At 72.7% G+C, this 15,280-nt stretch carries 12 protein-coding genes; 9 read left to right on the forward strand and 3 right to left on the reverse strand.

Going from position 1 to position 15,280, the window contains the following annotated elements; all coding sequences use genetic code 11:
* Positions 1 to 925: methylmalonyl Co-A mutase-associated GTPase MeaB (gene meaB / locus BN12_RS06205; protein ID WP_048550940.1), on the forward strand; the 925-nt coding region annotated here is incomplete at its 5' end.
* Between the two features lie 381 nt (positions 926 to 1,306).
* Here the strand turns inward: meaB and BN12_RS06210 are convergent.
* From BN12_RS06210 to BN12_RS06220, 3 genes are all read right to left on the reverse strand, one after another.
* Positions 1,307 to 2,248, reverse strand: a complete 942-nt coding sequence (locus tag BN12_RS06210; RefSeq protein ID WP_048550942.1) for an endonuclease domain-containing protein — start codon at positions 2,246 to 2,248, stop codon at positions 1,307 to 1,309.
* Positions 2,249 to 2,377: 129 nt separating this feature from the next.
* The gene (gene lysA / locus BN12_RS06215) at positions 2,378 to 3,673 is read right to left on the reverse strand and encodes a diaminopimelate decarboxylase (protein WP_048550945.1); all 1,296 of its coding nucleotides are present in this window, start codon (positions 3,671 to 3,673) and stop codon (positions 2,378 to 2,380) included.
* 258 nt (positions 3,674 to 3,931) lie between these two features.
* A complete protein-coding gene (locus tag BN12_RS06220) occupies positions 3,932 to 7,306 on the reverse strand; it encodes an Ig-like domain repeat protein (RefSeq protein ID WP_162233056.1) in 3,375 nt (1,124 codons plus the stop codon).
* A gap of 235 nt (positions 7,307 to 7,541) precedes the next feature.
* Here BN12_RS06220 and BN12_RS06225 point away from each other — a divergent pair, with 235 nt between their 5' ends.
* The 8 genes from BN12_RS06225 (at position 7,542) to BN12_RS06260 (ending at position 15,280) form a co-directional block, all read left to right on the forward strand.
* Entirely contained in the window at positions 7,542 to 8,051 is a 510-nt protein-coding gene (locus tag BN12_RS06225; protein ID WP_048550949.1) for a phage tail protein, read from the forward strand.
* 441 nt (positions 8,052 to 8,492) lie between these two features.
* Positions 8,493 to 10,172, forward strand: coding sequence for an FAD-dependent oxidoreductase (locus tag BN12_RS06230; RefSeq protein WP_235432315.1), 1,680 nt, complete (start codon positions 8,493 to 8,495; stop codon positions 10,170 to 10,172).
* Between the two features lie 107 nt (positions 10,173 to 10,279).
* On the forward strand, positions 10,280 to 10,582 hold the full coding sequence (locus tag BN12_RS06235) for a thiamine-binding protein (RefSeq protein WP_048550953.1): 303 nt from the start codon (positions 10,280 to 10,282) through the stop codon (positions 10,580 to 10,582).
* 4 nt (positions 10,583 to 10,586) lie between these two features.
* Positions 10,587 to 10,967, forward strand: a complete 381-nt coding sequence (locus BN12_RS06240) for a GNAT family N-acetyltransferase (protein ID WP_053079965.1) — start codon at positions 10,587 to 10,589, stop codon at positions 10,965 to 10,967.
* A gap of 66 nt (positions 10,968 to 11,033) precedes the next feature.
* Positions 11,034 to 11,576: a MarR family winged helix-turn-helix transcriptional regulator gene (locus BN12_RS06245; RefSeq protein ID WP_048556055.1), complete on the forward strand. Its 543-nt coding sequence runs from the start codon at positions 11,034 to 11,036 to the stop codon at positions 11,574 to 11,576.
* A gap of 12 nt (positions 11,577 to 11,588) precedes the next feature.
* Entirely contained in the window at positions 11,589 to 13,382 is a 1,794-nt protein-coding gene (locus BN12_RS06250; protein ID WP_048550956.1) for an acyl-CoA mutase large subunit family protein, read from the forward strand.
* A 273-nt stretch (positions 13,383 to 13,655) separates the two neighbouring features.
* A complete protein-coding gene (locus BN12_RS06255; RefSeq protein WP_048550958.1) occupies positions 13,656 to 14,285 on the forward strand; it encodes a hypothetical protein in 630 nt (209 codons plus the stop codon).
* A gap of 11 nt (positions 14,286 to 14,296) precedes the next feature.
* The gene (locus BN12_RS06260; RefSeq protein WP_048550960.1) at positions 14,297 to 15,280 is read left to right on the forward strand and encodes a hypothetical protein; all 984 of its coding nucleotides are present in this window, start codon (positions 14,297 to 14,299) and stop codon (positions 15,278 to 15,280) included.

Raw genomic sequence — 15,280 nt, forward strand, 5'->3', positions numbered from 1 at the left:
GGCGGCCCGGGACGGGTCGCCGCGCGCCGTCGCCCGCCTCGTGTCCCTCGTCGAGGACGGGCACCCGGCGCTGCGGACCGTCATGGCCGCCCTCGCTCCCTACACCGGCCGGGCGTATGTCATCGGCATCACGGGTGCGCCGGGTGTCGGGAAGTCGACGACGACGAGCGCCCTCGTCTCGGCATACCGCGCCCGTGGCCTGCGGGTGGGGGTGCTCGCCGTCGACCCGACGTCCCCGTTCTCCGGAGGCGCGCTCCTCGGCGACCGCGTCCGGATGCAGGACCACGCGCTCGACCCCGAGGTGTACATCCGCTCGATGGCCTCGCGGGGGCACCTCGGCGGCCTGTCGCGGACGACGCCCCAGGCCGTCCGGGTCCTCGACGCGGCGGGGTGCGCCGTCGTCCTCGTCGAGACGGTCGGCGTCGGGCAGTCGGAGGTCGAGATCGCCGCGACGGCCGACACGACGCTCGTCCTCCTGGCCCCCGGCATGGGCGACGGCATCCAGGCGGCCAAGGCGGGGATCCTCGAGGTGGGCGACGTGTTCGTCGTCAACAAGGCCGACCGCGACGGGGCGGACGCGACGGTTCGCGACATCCGGCACATGATCTCGCTCGGCGACCGCACCGCGCCGGGGCTGTGGCGGCCGCCGGTCGTCAAGACCGTCGCGTCGTCCGGTGCCGGGATCGAGGAGGTCATGGAGGCGATCGACAAGCACCTGGCCTGGCTCACGGCCCACGACGCGCTGCGGCGCCGGCGGGTCGAGCGGGCCGCCGAGGAGGTCTCGGCGATCGTCCTCGAGGAGCTGCGCTCGCGAATGGGCGACCTGCGGGCCGACGCCCGGCTCTCGACGCTCGCCGGGAAGGTCGTCGACGGGACGACCGATCCCTACGCCGCCGCCGACTCCGTCCTCGCCGCCCTCACCTGACTCCCCGCGCTGGCTCCCCCGCGGGCTCCCTGCGCTGGCTCCCCGATCCCCACGCCCCGCCCAGGGCGGCCGGCGACGTGGCGGTCTGCCACCCGATCGGGGTCTGTGCACCACCTCGCCCATGACCCACCCGTCCGGCGGCGGCCGGCGGCGTGGCGGTCTGCCACCCGATCGGGGTCTGTGCACCACCTTGCCGATGACCCACCCCTCCGGCGGCGGGCGGCGTGGCGGTCTCCGGCGGCGGGCGGCGGCGGCGGTCTGGCACCCGATCGGGGTCTGTGCGCCATCTTGCCGATGACCCACCCGTCCGGCGGCGGGCGGCGGCGTGGCGGTCTGCCACCCGATCGGGGTCTGTGCACCACTTCGCTTCGTGCTGCGGGCTCAGGCCACGGCGGCGTGATCGGCGAAATACCGCCTCCAGCGATGGGAGAGCGCGTGGGGCACCGGCACGTCCCGTTCGCGCATTGCGCAGCGAAGCCGCTCAAGGGTCTGCTCGGGCGCCTCGTAGAGGTCATCGGAGCGAACGACCTCGAACCGCCACCCCTCCGTCGTCAGCTCGGCCCGGCGGGCGTTGTCGTGCAGCACCTGCTCGGGCGTCTCGTGCCAGTGCCCGTCGTACTCGATGGCGAGCAGCTGCTCCGGGTAGGAGAGGTCCAGGCGGTAGCGCACGGATCCGTCCGGGTGGAGGAGGCTCTCGTTGACGATCGGCTCGGGCAGGCCCGCGAGCACGATGAGCAGCCGAAGGAAGGTCTCCGACACCGAGTCCACCCGGGGCCGAACGAGCTCGGCAGCGCGCCGAGCGTTGACTCCACCCTGCCGGTGCCACATCTCCGCATACGTCCGAAGTCCCTCGACCGTGGTCACCGCATCCGGACCGCGCTTGACGAGCCGGTCCCCGAGAGCCACGAGGTCGACGAGATCGAGTCCCACGGCGCAGTGCACGAAGGTCTGCTCGGGCGTGGTGACCGGGAGGCCGTGCCGGTGGCACGTCGCGAACGGCTCCTTGAAGCGATGGGTGAGTATGCCGTCCGTCCGCGAGTGGACATCCCTGGTGTATGCGAGGTGGATCCGTGAGTCCTTGACGTTCGTCGCGCCCCACAGCCGGGCCGCCGTGGCATGACTGACGGTCGCCCGGGCCGGTGCGACGAGCAGCGCGGCCCGCGTGCGGACGACGATGGTGTCCGGGACCGAGGCATCGATGTAGACCCCGGTGAACATCTTGCGGTAGGCGTCGCTGCACAGGATGCGATGGTGTAGACCGGCTTCGCGCGCCTGAGCGGCGGTGAAGGGCCGAAGGGTGTCGAGGTCGAGTCGCTGCGCCATATGCCAAGAGTGGCGCACGAGCCGACTTTTCCTCTGTCGTTATCCACAGGCTCCGCACACGGTGGTGCAGAGGCCCCGATCGGGTGCCAGACCGCCAGGCGGGAGGGTCGGTCGGAGGTGCGCGGTCGGTCAGGGGAGGTGCTGGAGGGCCAGCTGGGACTCGACGGTCTCCCGGCGGACGACCTCCCGGGCGCGGCCGTCGGTGCAGAAGACGACCGCCGGCCGGACGGCGCCGTTGTAGGTGTTAGCGAGCGTGTATCCGTACGCCCCCGCCGTCGTCATCGTGACGAGGTCGCCGACCCGGGGGTCGGCCATGGGGTAGTCGGCCCGGATGAGGTCGCCCGACTCGCACTGCCTCCCGACGAGGTGGACCGGCTCGCCGAGCGGGTCACCGGCCCGGTCCGCGACGAGGGCCTCGCACCGTTGGCCCGTCATCGCGATATCGGGGTAGTCCCCGATGCCCCCGTCGACGGCGACGAACGTGTGGCCGGTGCGCTTCACCGTCGTCACCGTGTAGAGGATCACGCCGGCCCGCGCGACGAGGGACCGCCCGGGCTCGATGGACAGTGTCGCCTCGCCAGGGAGAACCGTACGAGCGGCGTCCGTCACGGCATCGAGGAACGCCTCGAGGGGGACCTCGGGCTCCTCGAGCGTGTAGCGCACGCCGTACCCGCCGCCGACGTCGTAGACCGGGAAGGAACCGGCTGCTCCGACGGCCCGCACCGCCTCGGCGAAGGACTCCGGCTCGAAGACCTGCGAGCCGATGTGCAGGTGGACGCCGCGCATCCGCAGCGTGGACACGGACTCGATCCGCTCGACGAGGGCCGGCAGCTGGCCGAGCGGAATGCCGAACTTCGAGCCCGACCCGCCCGTGGACTGTGAGGCGTGCGTCGTCGGGTCGACGGCCGGGATGACGCGCACGAGGACGTCGAGACCGCGCGACCCGAGGCAGCCGGCGCGACCGAGCGCGGCGAGCCGCACGACGTCGTCCGGCCCGTCGACGACGACCATGCCGACTCCGGATTCGACAGCCAGCCGCAGCTCCGCGTCGGTCTTGGCGTTGCCGTGCACGTGGATCCGCTCGGCGGGTACGCCTGCGGCGAGCGCGAACCGGAGCTCGCCGTAGCCGGCGACGTCCACCCCGAGCCCTTCCTCGAACGCCAGCCGGTACATCGCGACGGCCGGGAAGGACTTCGACGCGAAGAGCACCTCCGAGCGGGGCCAGCGCTCGCGCATGCCGCCGACGAATCGACGCGCCTGCGCGCGCAGGCCACCCTCGTCGTAGACGTAGAGCGGCGTCCCGAACCGTGCGGCGAGCTCCCGGACGTCGCATCCCCCGATCGTCAGGGCGCCGTCCGACGTCAGCCCTGCCCCGTGCGGGAGCACCGGCCGGAGTCGTTCGTATGCCGTCGCCTCGCGTGTCACGGAGCAAGCGTGCCGTATGCGACGCGACGGACCGCGGCGGCGGGTGCGGAGTGGTGCACAGGCCCCGATCGGGTGGCAGATGGTCGGCTGGGTCGAGGTTGGCGGGTGCGGAGTGGTGCACAGGCCCCGATCGGGTGACAGATGGCCAAGGTGGACGTGATGGGCAGGTCGCCAGGTGGTGCACAGGCCCCGATCGGGTGGCAGATGGCCAGCTGGGTCGAAGGGTCGAGGGTCGGCGGGTGCGGGGTGGGGCGAGGGTCAGTCGTGGCGGCCGGTGGAGCCGCGGCGGCGGCGGGCGAGCCCGAGCGCCAGCGCACCCGCGAGGACGAAGACGGCCGCGACGAGGAGCGGACCGAGGGTGTCCGTCCCGGTGAACGCCAGCGATCCCCCCGATCCCGAGCTCGTCGAGGACGGCAGCGACGGCTCTGTCGTCGACGTCGGACCGGTCGACGACGTGCCGGTGGAGCTCGTCGTCGAGGACGAGGTGCTCGTCGAGGTGGTGCTGCTCGTCGACGTGGTGGTGGCCGCAGCCGCTGTCACGGTGACCGATGTCGGCTCGCCGGTGCCGCCGTCCTTGTCCTGCGCGACGAACGATGCGGAGTAGTCCCCGGCCGTGGCATACGTATGCGTGACAGGCGGATCCGCCGGGCCCGTCACCGTCTCGACGGGGGAGCCGTCGCCCCAGTCGACGGTGTAGGTGAACGACGCCGCGAGGTCGGCCGACGAGGGGTCCTCGGCACCGACCTTGACGGTGAATGGCTGCCCGGCGGTGGCCATGAGGTCGCCCGTCACGGTGGCCGTCGGAGGGGTGTTCGTCACCGTGAGGCTTGTCGTCGCCGTGGAGGTGAGCGAGCCGAGCGTGATCCGGGCCCTGACCGTACGGGTCGACGGTCCGTCGTCGATGCCCAGGGCCTCGAGCTGGTCCCAGGTCACCGTCGGCGAGACACCCGTCGCGTCGGTGAAGTCGCCGTCGTCGTTGAGGTCCCACGCGACGGTCGCGCCGGTCGTGGAGCCACTCGCGTCGAGGCTCAGCGTGCCGCCCTCCGCGACCGCGTACGCGCCGCCCGCGTTCGCCTCCGGCGCGACCCCTTGGTCGAGGCTGTCCTCGCTCGACAGGTAGATGTCGGTACCCGAGTAGGCGGCGAGGACGGAGTGCATTCCGGGAGTGGGTGCCGCGAGGGTCGTCGTGGCGGTCCCGTCGGACGCGACGGTGACCGGCGGTCGGTCGACGCCGTCGACGGTGAAGACGACCGTGCCGGCGTCGACCGGCGAGCCCCCCGCGGTGACGGTGGCCGTGATGTCCACAGGATCGCCGGCTGCCGAGGGGTTGTCGCTGGAGGTGAGCGTCGTGACCGTCGCGAGGCCCTCGACGACCTGCTCCGCGCCACCCGAGCTCTCGGCATACGTCGACGTGCCGGAGTAGCGGGCGGTGAGGGTGTGGGACCCGACGGCGAGCGGGGACGTCGTCGTGAAGCTGGCGGACCCGCTGACGACGGGGGCCGATCCGAGGCTGGTGGCCCCATCGAAGAACTCGACCGTCCCGCTCGTGACCGGGTCGCCGCCCGCGGTGACGGTCGCCGTGAGGGTGACCGACTGGCCTACCGTCGAGGGATTGGGATCGGTGGTGAGAGTCGTCGCCGTGTCGACGAGGTCGACGACCTGGTCGAGGCTGTCGTCGCTCGTCGCGAGGGTCGCCGAGCCGTCGTAGTGCGCGACGGCGGTGTGGGTTCCGGCGTCGAAGGTCGGGACGAGGAGGGTGGCCGTGCCGTCGCCGCCGAGCGCCGTCGGGGCCCCGTCGACCCCGTCGACGGAGAAGGTCACCGTCCCCGTCGTCACGGGGTCGCCCCCGGCGGTGACGTCGGCGGTGAAGGTGACCGGCTGGCCGACCGTCGAGGGGTTGAGGGTCGAGGTCAGCGTGGTCGTCGTCGCGGTCTTCTCGACGACCTGGGTCACCGAGCCGCTGCTCGCCGCGAAGGTCCCGAACCCCCCGTATGCGGCCGTGATGGCGTGGCTCCCGACAGTGAGGTCCGACGTCGTGAAGGTCGCGGTGCCGTCCGCGCCGACCGCCACCGGCGTTCCGAGATCCGCCGCGCCGTCACGGAACTGGACCGTGCCGGAGGTCACCGGATCGGACCCGGCGTTGACGGTCGCCGTGAAGGTCACCGAGGATCCCGACGTCGAGGGGTTGGGGTCCGCGGTGACGGTCGTCTGCGTCGCCACCTGCGAGGTCACCGTCAGGCACCATCCGTCGGCGATGGACCCGGAGTCGCCGGTCGCGTCGTCGTTGACCCACAGGCTCCACTGGCCGTCGGCGCTCGACCCGTCGAAGGTCGACAGCGTCGTCGCTCCGCTCGACGCGGGAGCCGGGGCGGGGAAGGTGTCCGACCCGCCGTCCTCGTCGTCGTCGGTCGGCCGGAACGTGCCGCTCGTGAGGGGCACGGGGACCGCTCCCGCCGCGTCGTCGTCGAAGCCGACGGTGAGGTCGCTGACGGGGTTCTGGCCGCCGGTGTCGCTGAGCAGGAGGAGGTTGCGGCTCGGGTCGGGGCCGCTCAGCATGACATCGAGGTCGATGGGCGCCTGGTGGGAGAGCCCCTTGAGCGTCGCGGTGACCTTCGTGACGGTGCCGGCCTGGCCCGAGACGGTGATGTGGGACGGGTAGGGCTGAGCCGCGCCGACGCTCGGGACGGTGATGGGTCCGGTGTTGCAGAAGGTGTCCCCGTCGGCCACCGTCGCGTTGTCGACGCGCTGGCTCACCGTGCCGTTGCTCGTGAGGAACCCGGTCGCGCCCGAGTAGGTCGCCCGGATCTCGTGGGTGCCCTCGGTCAGGTCCGACGTCGTGATGGACGCGGTACCGGAGCCACCGAGGTCCACCGGTGCGCCGAGCGACGTGGTGCCGTCGACGAACCGCACCGAGCCGCTCGTCACGGGGGTCCCGCCTGCTCGGACGGTCGCCGTGAAGGTCACGGGATCGCCTGTCGTCGAGGGTGTATGCGACGTCGCGACGGTCGTCGTCGTCGCGACGGCCGCGGTCTCCGTCGTCACCGTGAGGGACCAGCCGTCCGTCATCGTGCCGGTGTCCCCCGAGCCGTCGTCGACGACGTAGAGCCGCCACGTGCCGTTGGGGTCGATGCCCGTGAACGCGCCGGCGAGGGTCGTCTCGTTCGACGGGGTGGGCGCCGGGGTGGGGAAGGTGTCGGTGGAGGTTCCGTCGGCGTTGACGTTGTTCGTCGGCCGGTAGCTGCCGGAGGGGATGTTGCCCGTCGGGACCGGCCCGGCGGCCGCGTCGTCGAAGGTGAGGTTCACGTCGTTCGCGAAGGCCAGCGTCGACGGGTCGCCGACGTCGGACATGACGATGAGGTTCTCGCCGCTCGGGGCGACGACCATCGCGTCGATGTCGTTGACCGTGCTGTGGGTGAGCCCGCCGAAGGTGACCGTCACCTTCGTCACGCTGCCCGAGAGCCCGGAGACCGCGATGGTCGAGGGGTAGGGGCTGGCGGGACCCATCTGGTCGGTCGACCCGGTGGCGGGGATGGCGATCGAGGTGGAGTTGCTGAAGGTCGTCGGGCCGTCGGCGGACGCGGCAGGGGTCACGGCGACGAGCCAGCCGACGACGAGGGCGATGACCGCGGGCACGACGACGAGGGGGCGTCGGAGAGAGCGAACGGCCGTGCTCCGACGAGCCGGTGCCTGGGTCCTCACCATCCGCCTCCTCGGAGATGTGTCGTCCCGTTGCGGACGGGGGCTGGTGGACACTCCGTCGCCAGTGCACACTATGTCGGGTTCCGGCCGGATTGACCAGAGTGTGCCGGAGTCATCCCACTGGCTGGCGACGAGCGCGGCTGTCACCGGCCCTCCCAGGAGGTATGTCGTGGACCAGTACATCGGCGAGATTCGCCTGTTCGGCTTCGGTTTCGCCCCGGTCGGCTGGGCGCCGTGCAACGGGCAGCTGCTCGCCATCGCGTCGAACAACGCGCTCTTCTCCCTGCTCGGCACGACGTACGGCGGGAACGGGACGACGACCTTCGGGCTGCCCGACCTGCGTGGGCGCGCCCCGCTCGGGCAGGGCCAGGGCGCGGGCCTCTCATCACGGTCCATGGGGGAGGCGGGGGGCGGGGAGGCAGTGCGGATCCAGGGGGCACAGCTGCCCGGACACACCCACACGGTGGCCGCATCGTCGGCGGCGACGGGCAAGAGCCCCGCCGGTGCCCTTCCCGCATACACCGGCGGCGCCTCCTCGTACGGCACGACGGCCGACCTCGCGATGAGCCCGACGATGGTGGGCGGTGGCGGGCAGGGCCTCCCCCTCGGCACGATGCCGCCCTACCTCGTCCTCAACTGGTGCATCGCCGTGGAGGGCGTGTACCCGTCGCGGAGCTGACCACGGGGACGGCGGAGCTGACCATGTCGTCGCGGAGCTGACCATGTCGTCGCGGAGCTGACCATGTCGTCGCGGAGCTGACCAGGACGACGGCTGGTCGCGCGGAGGTGGTGCACAGGCCCCGATTGGGTGCCAGATCGCCAGGGTGGTGGTGCACAGGCCCCGACCGGGTGCCAGGTGGCCAGGGTGGTGGTGCACAGGCCCCGATCGGGTGCCAGATCGCCAGGGTGGTGGTGCACAGGCCCCGATCGGGTGCCAGATGGCCACACCTGGGGGTCGGTGGGTGTGCGCGGGCGGGTCGGGGTGGTGCACAGGCCCCGATCGGGTGCCAGATGGCCAGGGTGGTGGTGCACGGGCCCCGATCGGGTGCCAGATGGCCAGGGTGGTGGTGCACAGGCCCCGATCGGGTGGCAGATGGCCGGGAGGAGGGAGGATGGCGAGGTGACCCAGCCGGCCGTGCGACCCACCCCTGCGATCGTCGTGCTCGGCGACGAGCACCGGGAGCGCATCGTCGAGGAGCTCTCGGCGCGGTATGCGCGCGACTACGACATCGTCGCGCCCCCGAGCCTGCGCGAGGGCAAGGCGCTCCTGAAGGACTTCATGGCCCAGTGGCATCCCGTCGCCATGATCGTCTGCGAGTACGCCATCGAGGAGCACACGGCGATGGAGGTCTTCGCATGGCTCCAGCCGGTCCTCGCGACGGCGCGCCGCCTCGTCATGGTGCCCACCGACCGGTTCCGCGAGTCGGTCACCGCGATGCGAGAGAGCCTCGCGAACGGCGAGATCGACGGGTACGTCACGATCCCGCGAGGTCCTCGCGACGAGGAGTTCCATGCCGCGCTCATCGACCTGCTCTCGGACTGGGGGTGGTCGGTCAACACTCCCGAGGTCGACGTCGCCCGGGTCGTGAGCGACGGCCCGAGCCCGGAGACGACCCGGGTCCGGGACTTCCTCGACCGGATGGGCATCCCCACCCGGGTCTACGCGCCGGACTCCCCGATCGGCCGGGAGCTGCGGGCCACGGCCGGCCCGGACGCGGCATACCCCCTCGTCCAGGCGATGGGCGGGCCGGTCCTGTCCCGGCCGACCCTCGGCGACCTCGGTGGGACGATGTACGGCTCGCCCGAGGACCTCGACCCCTCCCACGTCTACGACCTCGTCGTCGTCGGCGCCGGGCCGGCGGGCCTCGCGGCGGCCGTCTACGGCGCGTCCGAGGGGCTGTCGACGCTCGTCGTCGACGCGGACGCCATCGGCGGCCAGGCCGGGACGAGCTCGATGATCCGCAACTACCTCGGCTTCCCCCGGGGGATCTCCGGTATGCGACTGGCCCAGCGGGCGCGCGGCCAGGCGACCCGGTTCGGGGCCCGGTTCCTCGTCGGGTGGCCGGTCCGTCGCCTCGAGCTCGCGGCCTCGCCGGCGGGCGCGCACACCGTGCACGTCGGCACGGCGCGGGTCCGGTGCCGGACCGTCCTCATCGCGAGCGGGGTCGTCTACCGCCGCCTCGGGGTCCCGGCCGTCGAGGAGCTCGTCGGGCGGGGCGTGAACTACGGCGCCGCGACGAGCACGGCCCGGGAGATGAAGAAGAAGGCCGTCTTCGTCGTCGGCGGCGGGAACAGCGCGGGGCAGGCGGCGGTCCACCTGTCGCGGTTCGCCCGGAGCGTCACCGTCCTCATCCGCCGCCCGGACCTGTCGGCCACGATGTCGGACTACCTCGTCCGCGAGCTCACCGGCCGCTCCCGGATCACCGTCCGCCCGTGCACCGCCGTCGTCGGTGGCGGTGGTGAGGGCCACCTCGAGTGGCTTCTCCTGCGGGACCTCACGACCGGCGTGGAGGAGCGGGTCGAGGCGAAGGGCCTCTATCTCCTGCTCGGTGCGGAGCCCAGCTGCGGCTGGGTCCCCGAGGAGGTATGCCAGGACGACCGCGGGTTCGTCCTCGCCGGCCGCGACGTGCCCGAGGCCTCGTGGGTCGACGGTCTGCCACCGGTCTCGCTCGGCACGGCCGTGCCGGGCGTCTTCGTCGCCGGGGACATCCGGGCCGGCTCGATGAAGCGGGTCGCCGCAGCGAGCGGCGAGGGCTCGGCCGTCGTCGCCCTCGTCCACGACCACCTCGCTCATCTCTGACGGCGGCCGCCCCGCCGATCGTGCCTCGGAGTGCAGGAGGTGTCGCTGCGGCTCGTGCGGTAGCCGCCCCGGGAGACTCGCCGAGGGCACGGCATACGGTATGGATCATGCTCGTCGCCTTCTCCGTCGCCCCGTCCACCTCCGACGACACCGGGTCGGTCCACGCCGCCGTGGCCGAAGCGGTCCGCATCGTCCGCGACTCGGGGCTGCCGAACCACACCGACGCGATGTTCACGACGGTCGAGGGGGAGTGGGACGAGTGCATGGCCGTCGTCAAGGCGTGCTGCGAGGCGATGGAACGCTACGGCTCACGCGTATCGCTCGTCCTCAAGGCCGACATCCGCCCCGGGTACACCGGTCAGCTGACGGCGAAGGTCGACCGTGTCGAGCAGGTCCTCGCCCGGGACTGAGCAGGTGGCCGGGGACGCGTCCGACTGGACGCTCGTCCGTGAGGTCGCGCTGTCGGACGCCGTCCTCGTCGTCGCCCGCGACGCGACGGGCGAGGTCGCCGGGTTCGCCTCGGCCGGCCCCCCGACCGATCCTCTCGCCCCGGCGGCGTGGGAGCTGTATGCCATCGACATCGTCCCCCACGCCTACGGGACCGGGCTCGCGGCGGATCTCCTCTCGGCCGCCGTCGGCGACCGGCCGGTCCTCGTCTGGGTGCGCCGCGACAACGGCCGGGCGCGTGCCTTCTACGCCAAGGCGGGATTCGCCGCCGACGGGGCGCGGCGAGCGGGTGAGACGACCGGCCGGCCGGAGCTGCGCCTGTGGCGCCCCGGCACGGACGGGACGTGAGCGGGCCGGGTCCGGGTGGTGATCGGTCCGAACGGGGCCGCGGGCGCCGCCGATACGGTATCCGCCGTGTCGCCTCGTGGTCCGCTGCCCTTCGACCCGATCGAGCGGGCCGCCCTGCTGTGGCGGCGCCGCTGGGGGACACGGTCACGGGCGCAGTCGATGGCGACGGCGACGTCCGTCATGCGCGTCCAGCAGCTGCTGCTCACCCGCTTCGACGCGGTCGCTGCCCGGCACGAGCTGACCTTCGCGCGCTACGAGGCGCTCGTCCTCCTCGCGTTCTCCCGCGAGGGCCGGCTGACGATGAGCAAGGTCGGCGAGCGGCTCATGGTGCACCCGACGAGCGCGACGAACATCGTCCAGCGGCTCGCGGCACAGGGCTTCGTCGAGCGGGTGCCGAACCCCGACGACGGTCGCGGCACGTTCGCCGTCATCACCGACACGGGGCGGGAGGCGATGGAGGCGGTCACCCGCGACCTCGAGAAGATCGACTTCGGCCTCGGGATGCTCACGCCGGAGCAGCACGACGCGCTCTTCGCCCTGCTCCGCGAGGTGCGGGTGGGCAACGACGACTTCCTCGACGGCGATGTGACAGATAGTAGGACGTCCTAGTAAATTGGGTCCATGAGCGCGGAGACCCCGACAGCGACCGACCGTCCCGACCCCGACCCCAGCGCCGACCGCAGCCCGGGCGCGGCACGATGGCGCGCGGCATACGACGCGGCGGAGGCGGCCGGACGGGTCCGCGACGCGGACTTCACGACCCTCTCCGGGATGGAGGTCGACCCGGTCTACGGCCCGGCGGACGGCTCGGAGATCCCCGAGTCCATCGGGTGGCCCGGCGAGTTCCCCTACACGCGCGGGCTGTATGCGACGGGCTACCGGGGGAGGCCGTGGACGATCCGGCAGTTCGCCGGCTTCGGCAACGCCGAGCAGACCAACGAGCGCTACCGGATGATCCTCGGCCGGGGCGGTGGGGGTCTCTCGGTGGCCTTCGACATGCCGACGCTCATGGGCCGCGACTCCGACGACCCGCTGGCGCTCGGCGAGGTGGGGCACTGCGGCGTCGCCATCGACAGCGCCGCCGACATGGAGACGCTCTTCCGCGACATCCCGCTCGGCGACGTGACGACGTCGATGACGATCAGCGGCCCCGCGGTCCCGGTGTTCTGCATGTACCTCGTCGCCGCGGAGCGCCAGGGCGTCGACATCGGCACCCTGGACGGCACGCTGCAGACCGACATCTTCAAGGAGTACATCGCCCAGAAGGAGTGGCTCTTCGGCCCCGAGCCGCACCTGCGCCTCATCGGCGACCTCATGGAGTTCTGCGCCGAGCGGGTGCCGGCCTACAAGCCCCTCTCGGTCTCCGGCTACCACATCCGCGAGGCAGGGTCGACGGCCGCCCAGGAGCTCGCCTTCACCCTCGCCGACGGGTTCGGCTACGTCGAGCTCGGCCTCTCGCGCGGCCTCGACATCGAGACGTTCGCCCCGGGGCTGTCCTTCTTCTTCGACAGCCACCTCGACTTCTTCGAGGAGATCGCCAAGTTCCGTGCCGCGCGCCGGATCTGGGCCCGGTGGATGCGCGACGTCTACGGCGCGACGACCGCGAAGGCCCAGTGGCTGCGCTTCCACACCCAGACCGCCGGGGTGTCACTCACGGCGCAGCAGCCCTACAACAACGTCGTCCGCACCGCCGTCGAGGCGCTCGCCGCCGTCCTCGGGGGCACCAACAGCCTCCACACGAACGCCCTCGACGAGACCCTGGCCCTCCCGACCGAGCAGGCCGCCGAGATCGCGCTGCGCACCCAGCAGGTCCTCATGGAGGAGACGGGTGTGACGAACGTCGCGGATCCCCTCGGCGGCTCGTGGTACGTCGAGGCGCTCACCGACCGGATCGAGGCCGAGGCCGAGGCGGTCTTCGACCGGATCCTCGCGAAGGGCGGCAGCGACCTGCGGGCCGCCGACCATGCCGGCCTCGCCGCCGCGATGCGCGAACGGTCCGGTATGCCGGTCGCGCGGTGGCCGATGACCGCCGGCATCCTCCGGGGCATCGAGGAGGGCTGGTTCATGTCCGAGATCGCCGAGTCGGCATTCCAGTACCAGGTGGCCCTGGAGAAGGGTGACAAGAAGGTCGTCGGCGTCAACGTCCACGAGGCGTCGGTGAGCCACGAGCTGGAGATCCTCCGGGTGTCGCACGAGGTCGAGCGGGAGCAGGTCGCCGTCCTCGGCCGGCGCAAGGCGACCCGCGACGAGCAGGCCGTCCGCGCCGCTCTCGCGCGTCTCGTCGAGGAGTCCCGGACCGACACCAACCTCGTCCCGACGATGCTCGAGGCCGCGCGGGCCGAGGCGACGCTCGGCGAGATCTGTGACGCTCTGCGCGGCGAGTGGGGCAGCTACCGGGAGCCGGCCCGCTTCTGACCCGCCCGGCCGCCGCCTCAGGGCCGACTCGGCAGGTGTGAGGTTGTCGTGGTCCCGCCGCGGATCCGGCCACGGAAAGCCGGCACCTGCCGCGGAGCCGACTCGGCAGGCGCACTCCCACGTCCCTCGGGGCCGAGGCAGACGCCCGACCCCTCGGAGCAGTCCGGGGGCGGCGGATTTGAGGTCGGCCGCCCCTCTTTGTCATCGTGGGGGTCGATCGCACGGTCCGGGGGCGCCTCGGGCTGCTGCCCCGAACCCAAGGAAGTGCGACCCGTGGACCTCGCCAAGAAGCTGCTCGGCGCTGCCCTCGCCCTCGTGGGCGCCGCCGTGCTCGTCGTCGGAGTGTGGTTCGCCGCCCACCTCGGCGGCTCCGGCACGGCGACCTTCGAGCTCGGGCGCTCGAACAGCCCCGTCGTCCTCGGCCCGACCGTGCTCAACCGGCTCGACGAGCCGACGACCGTCCGGGTCGTCCCGGCCTCGGGCTCCACGGTGTGGGTCGGCGTCGGGGCGCCCTCGGACGTCGCGGCCCTCGTCGGCACGACGCCGCGGACGCGGGTCACGGGTGTCGTCGTCCGCGACTGGGCCCTCGTCGCCCGCTCCGAGGGCTCGGGGTCGCCGGTCGCGCCGTCGGCAGCCGAGATCTGGCGGCAGGAGCACCGGGCCTCGGGGCCGACGGTCGTCGACCTCGACCAGGCGAGCGCACCCGAGACGGTCGTCGTGTCCGGCGACGGAGGGTCGATCGACCGGATCGAGGTCTCCTGGACCCACCGGGCCTGGTTCGTCGAGTCGCTCGTCGTCGCCGTCGTCGGGTTCCTCGTCCTCGTGGCCGGTCTCGCCGTCCTCGTCGTCCGGCTCCGCCCGGACCGACCCGCGGACGCGACTCCCGAGGAGGTCACGGCATGAGGAGGAGAGGTATGCGGAGCGCCGGCGCGGTCGCCCTCGCCGGGGCCCTCCTCGTCGGCGGGTGCGGTCTCGGTGACCGCGTCGCCGGCGTTCACGACGCCCCGGCCGAGCAGACCGGCGGTGCGCCGCTCAACGAGCAGACCGCCCAGGACATCGCGACGCGCGCCATCGCCGACGCCTCCGCGGCCCTCACGGGGACCGGCGCCGCCGGGGAGGCGGCCCGACGCAGGACCCTCACCGGCTCCGCCCTGTCCGTCGCCGAGGCGATGGTGAGCAGCAAGCAGACGCCGACGCGGTCCGACCCCCTCACCAAGCCGGTCGTCCCCCAGGTCCTCGGCATCGCCAAAACCTCCGGATGGCCGCGGACGATGGTCACGACGACCCTCGACGCGTCGAGCAGGCGGTCCCTCCAGGTCCTCGTCTCGGCCCGGCCGAGCTCGCCGTTCGTCGTCTCCGCCTCCGTGACGATGCTGAGCCGCGCCAGCGTCCCGAGCCTCGGCCGGGTGGCCGACGGGATCGAGGCCCTGCCGGCCACGAGGGCGTCCGGGCTCGTCGTGAGCCCCCAGGGTGCGCTGGGCCAGCTCGCGAGCGCCGTGGCCTACCCGAAGCCGGCCACGCCGAAGAACCTCGCGACGACGGACGCCTTCACGACCGGCCTGCGCGCCGGCGCCGCCGCCCAGGCCAAGGCGCTCGGCACGCTCGGCACGTACGCCCAGAAGCACGTGACCGTGCCGCGCCTGACGAATGCCTACCGTCTCGCCGGCGGTGGCGCCCTCGTCTTCGGCCAGCTGAGCCGCGTCGACACGATCACCCCGTCGAAGAGCGCCAAGCAGCTGACCCTCCCCGCCGACGTCGCGCGGATCCTCGGCCACCGCACGACGACGAAGAAGGTGACCGTGACGTACGTCGAGCCCGTCGTCCTCGTCGTGCCGGCCACCGGGCAGGCCCGGGTCGTCGGCGCCGTCGAGCAGCTCGTGACGGCCAAGGAGTCCTGA

This window comes from Nostocoides japonicum T1-X7 (genome assembly GCF_001046855.1).
GTDB lineage: Bacteria > Actinomycetota > Actinomycetes > Actinomycetales > Dermatophilaceae > Nostocoides > Nostocoides japonicum.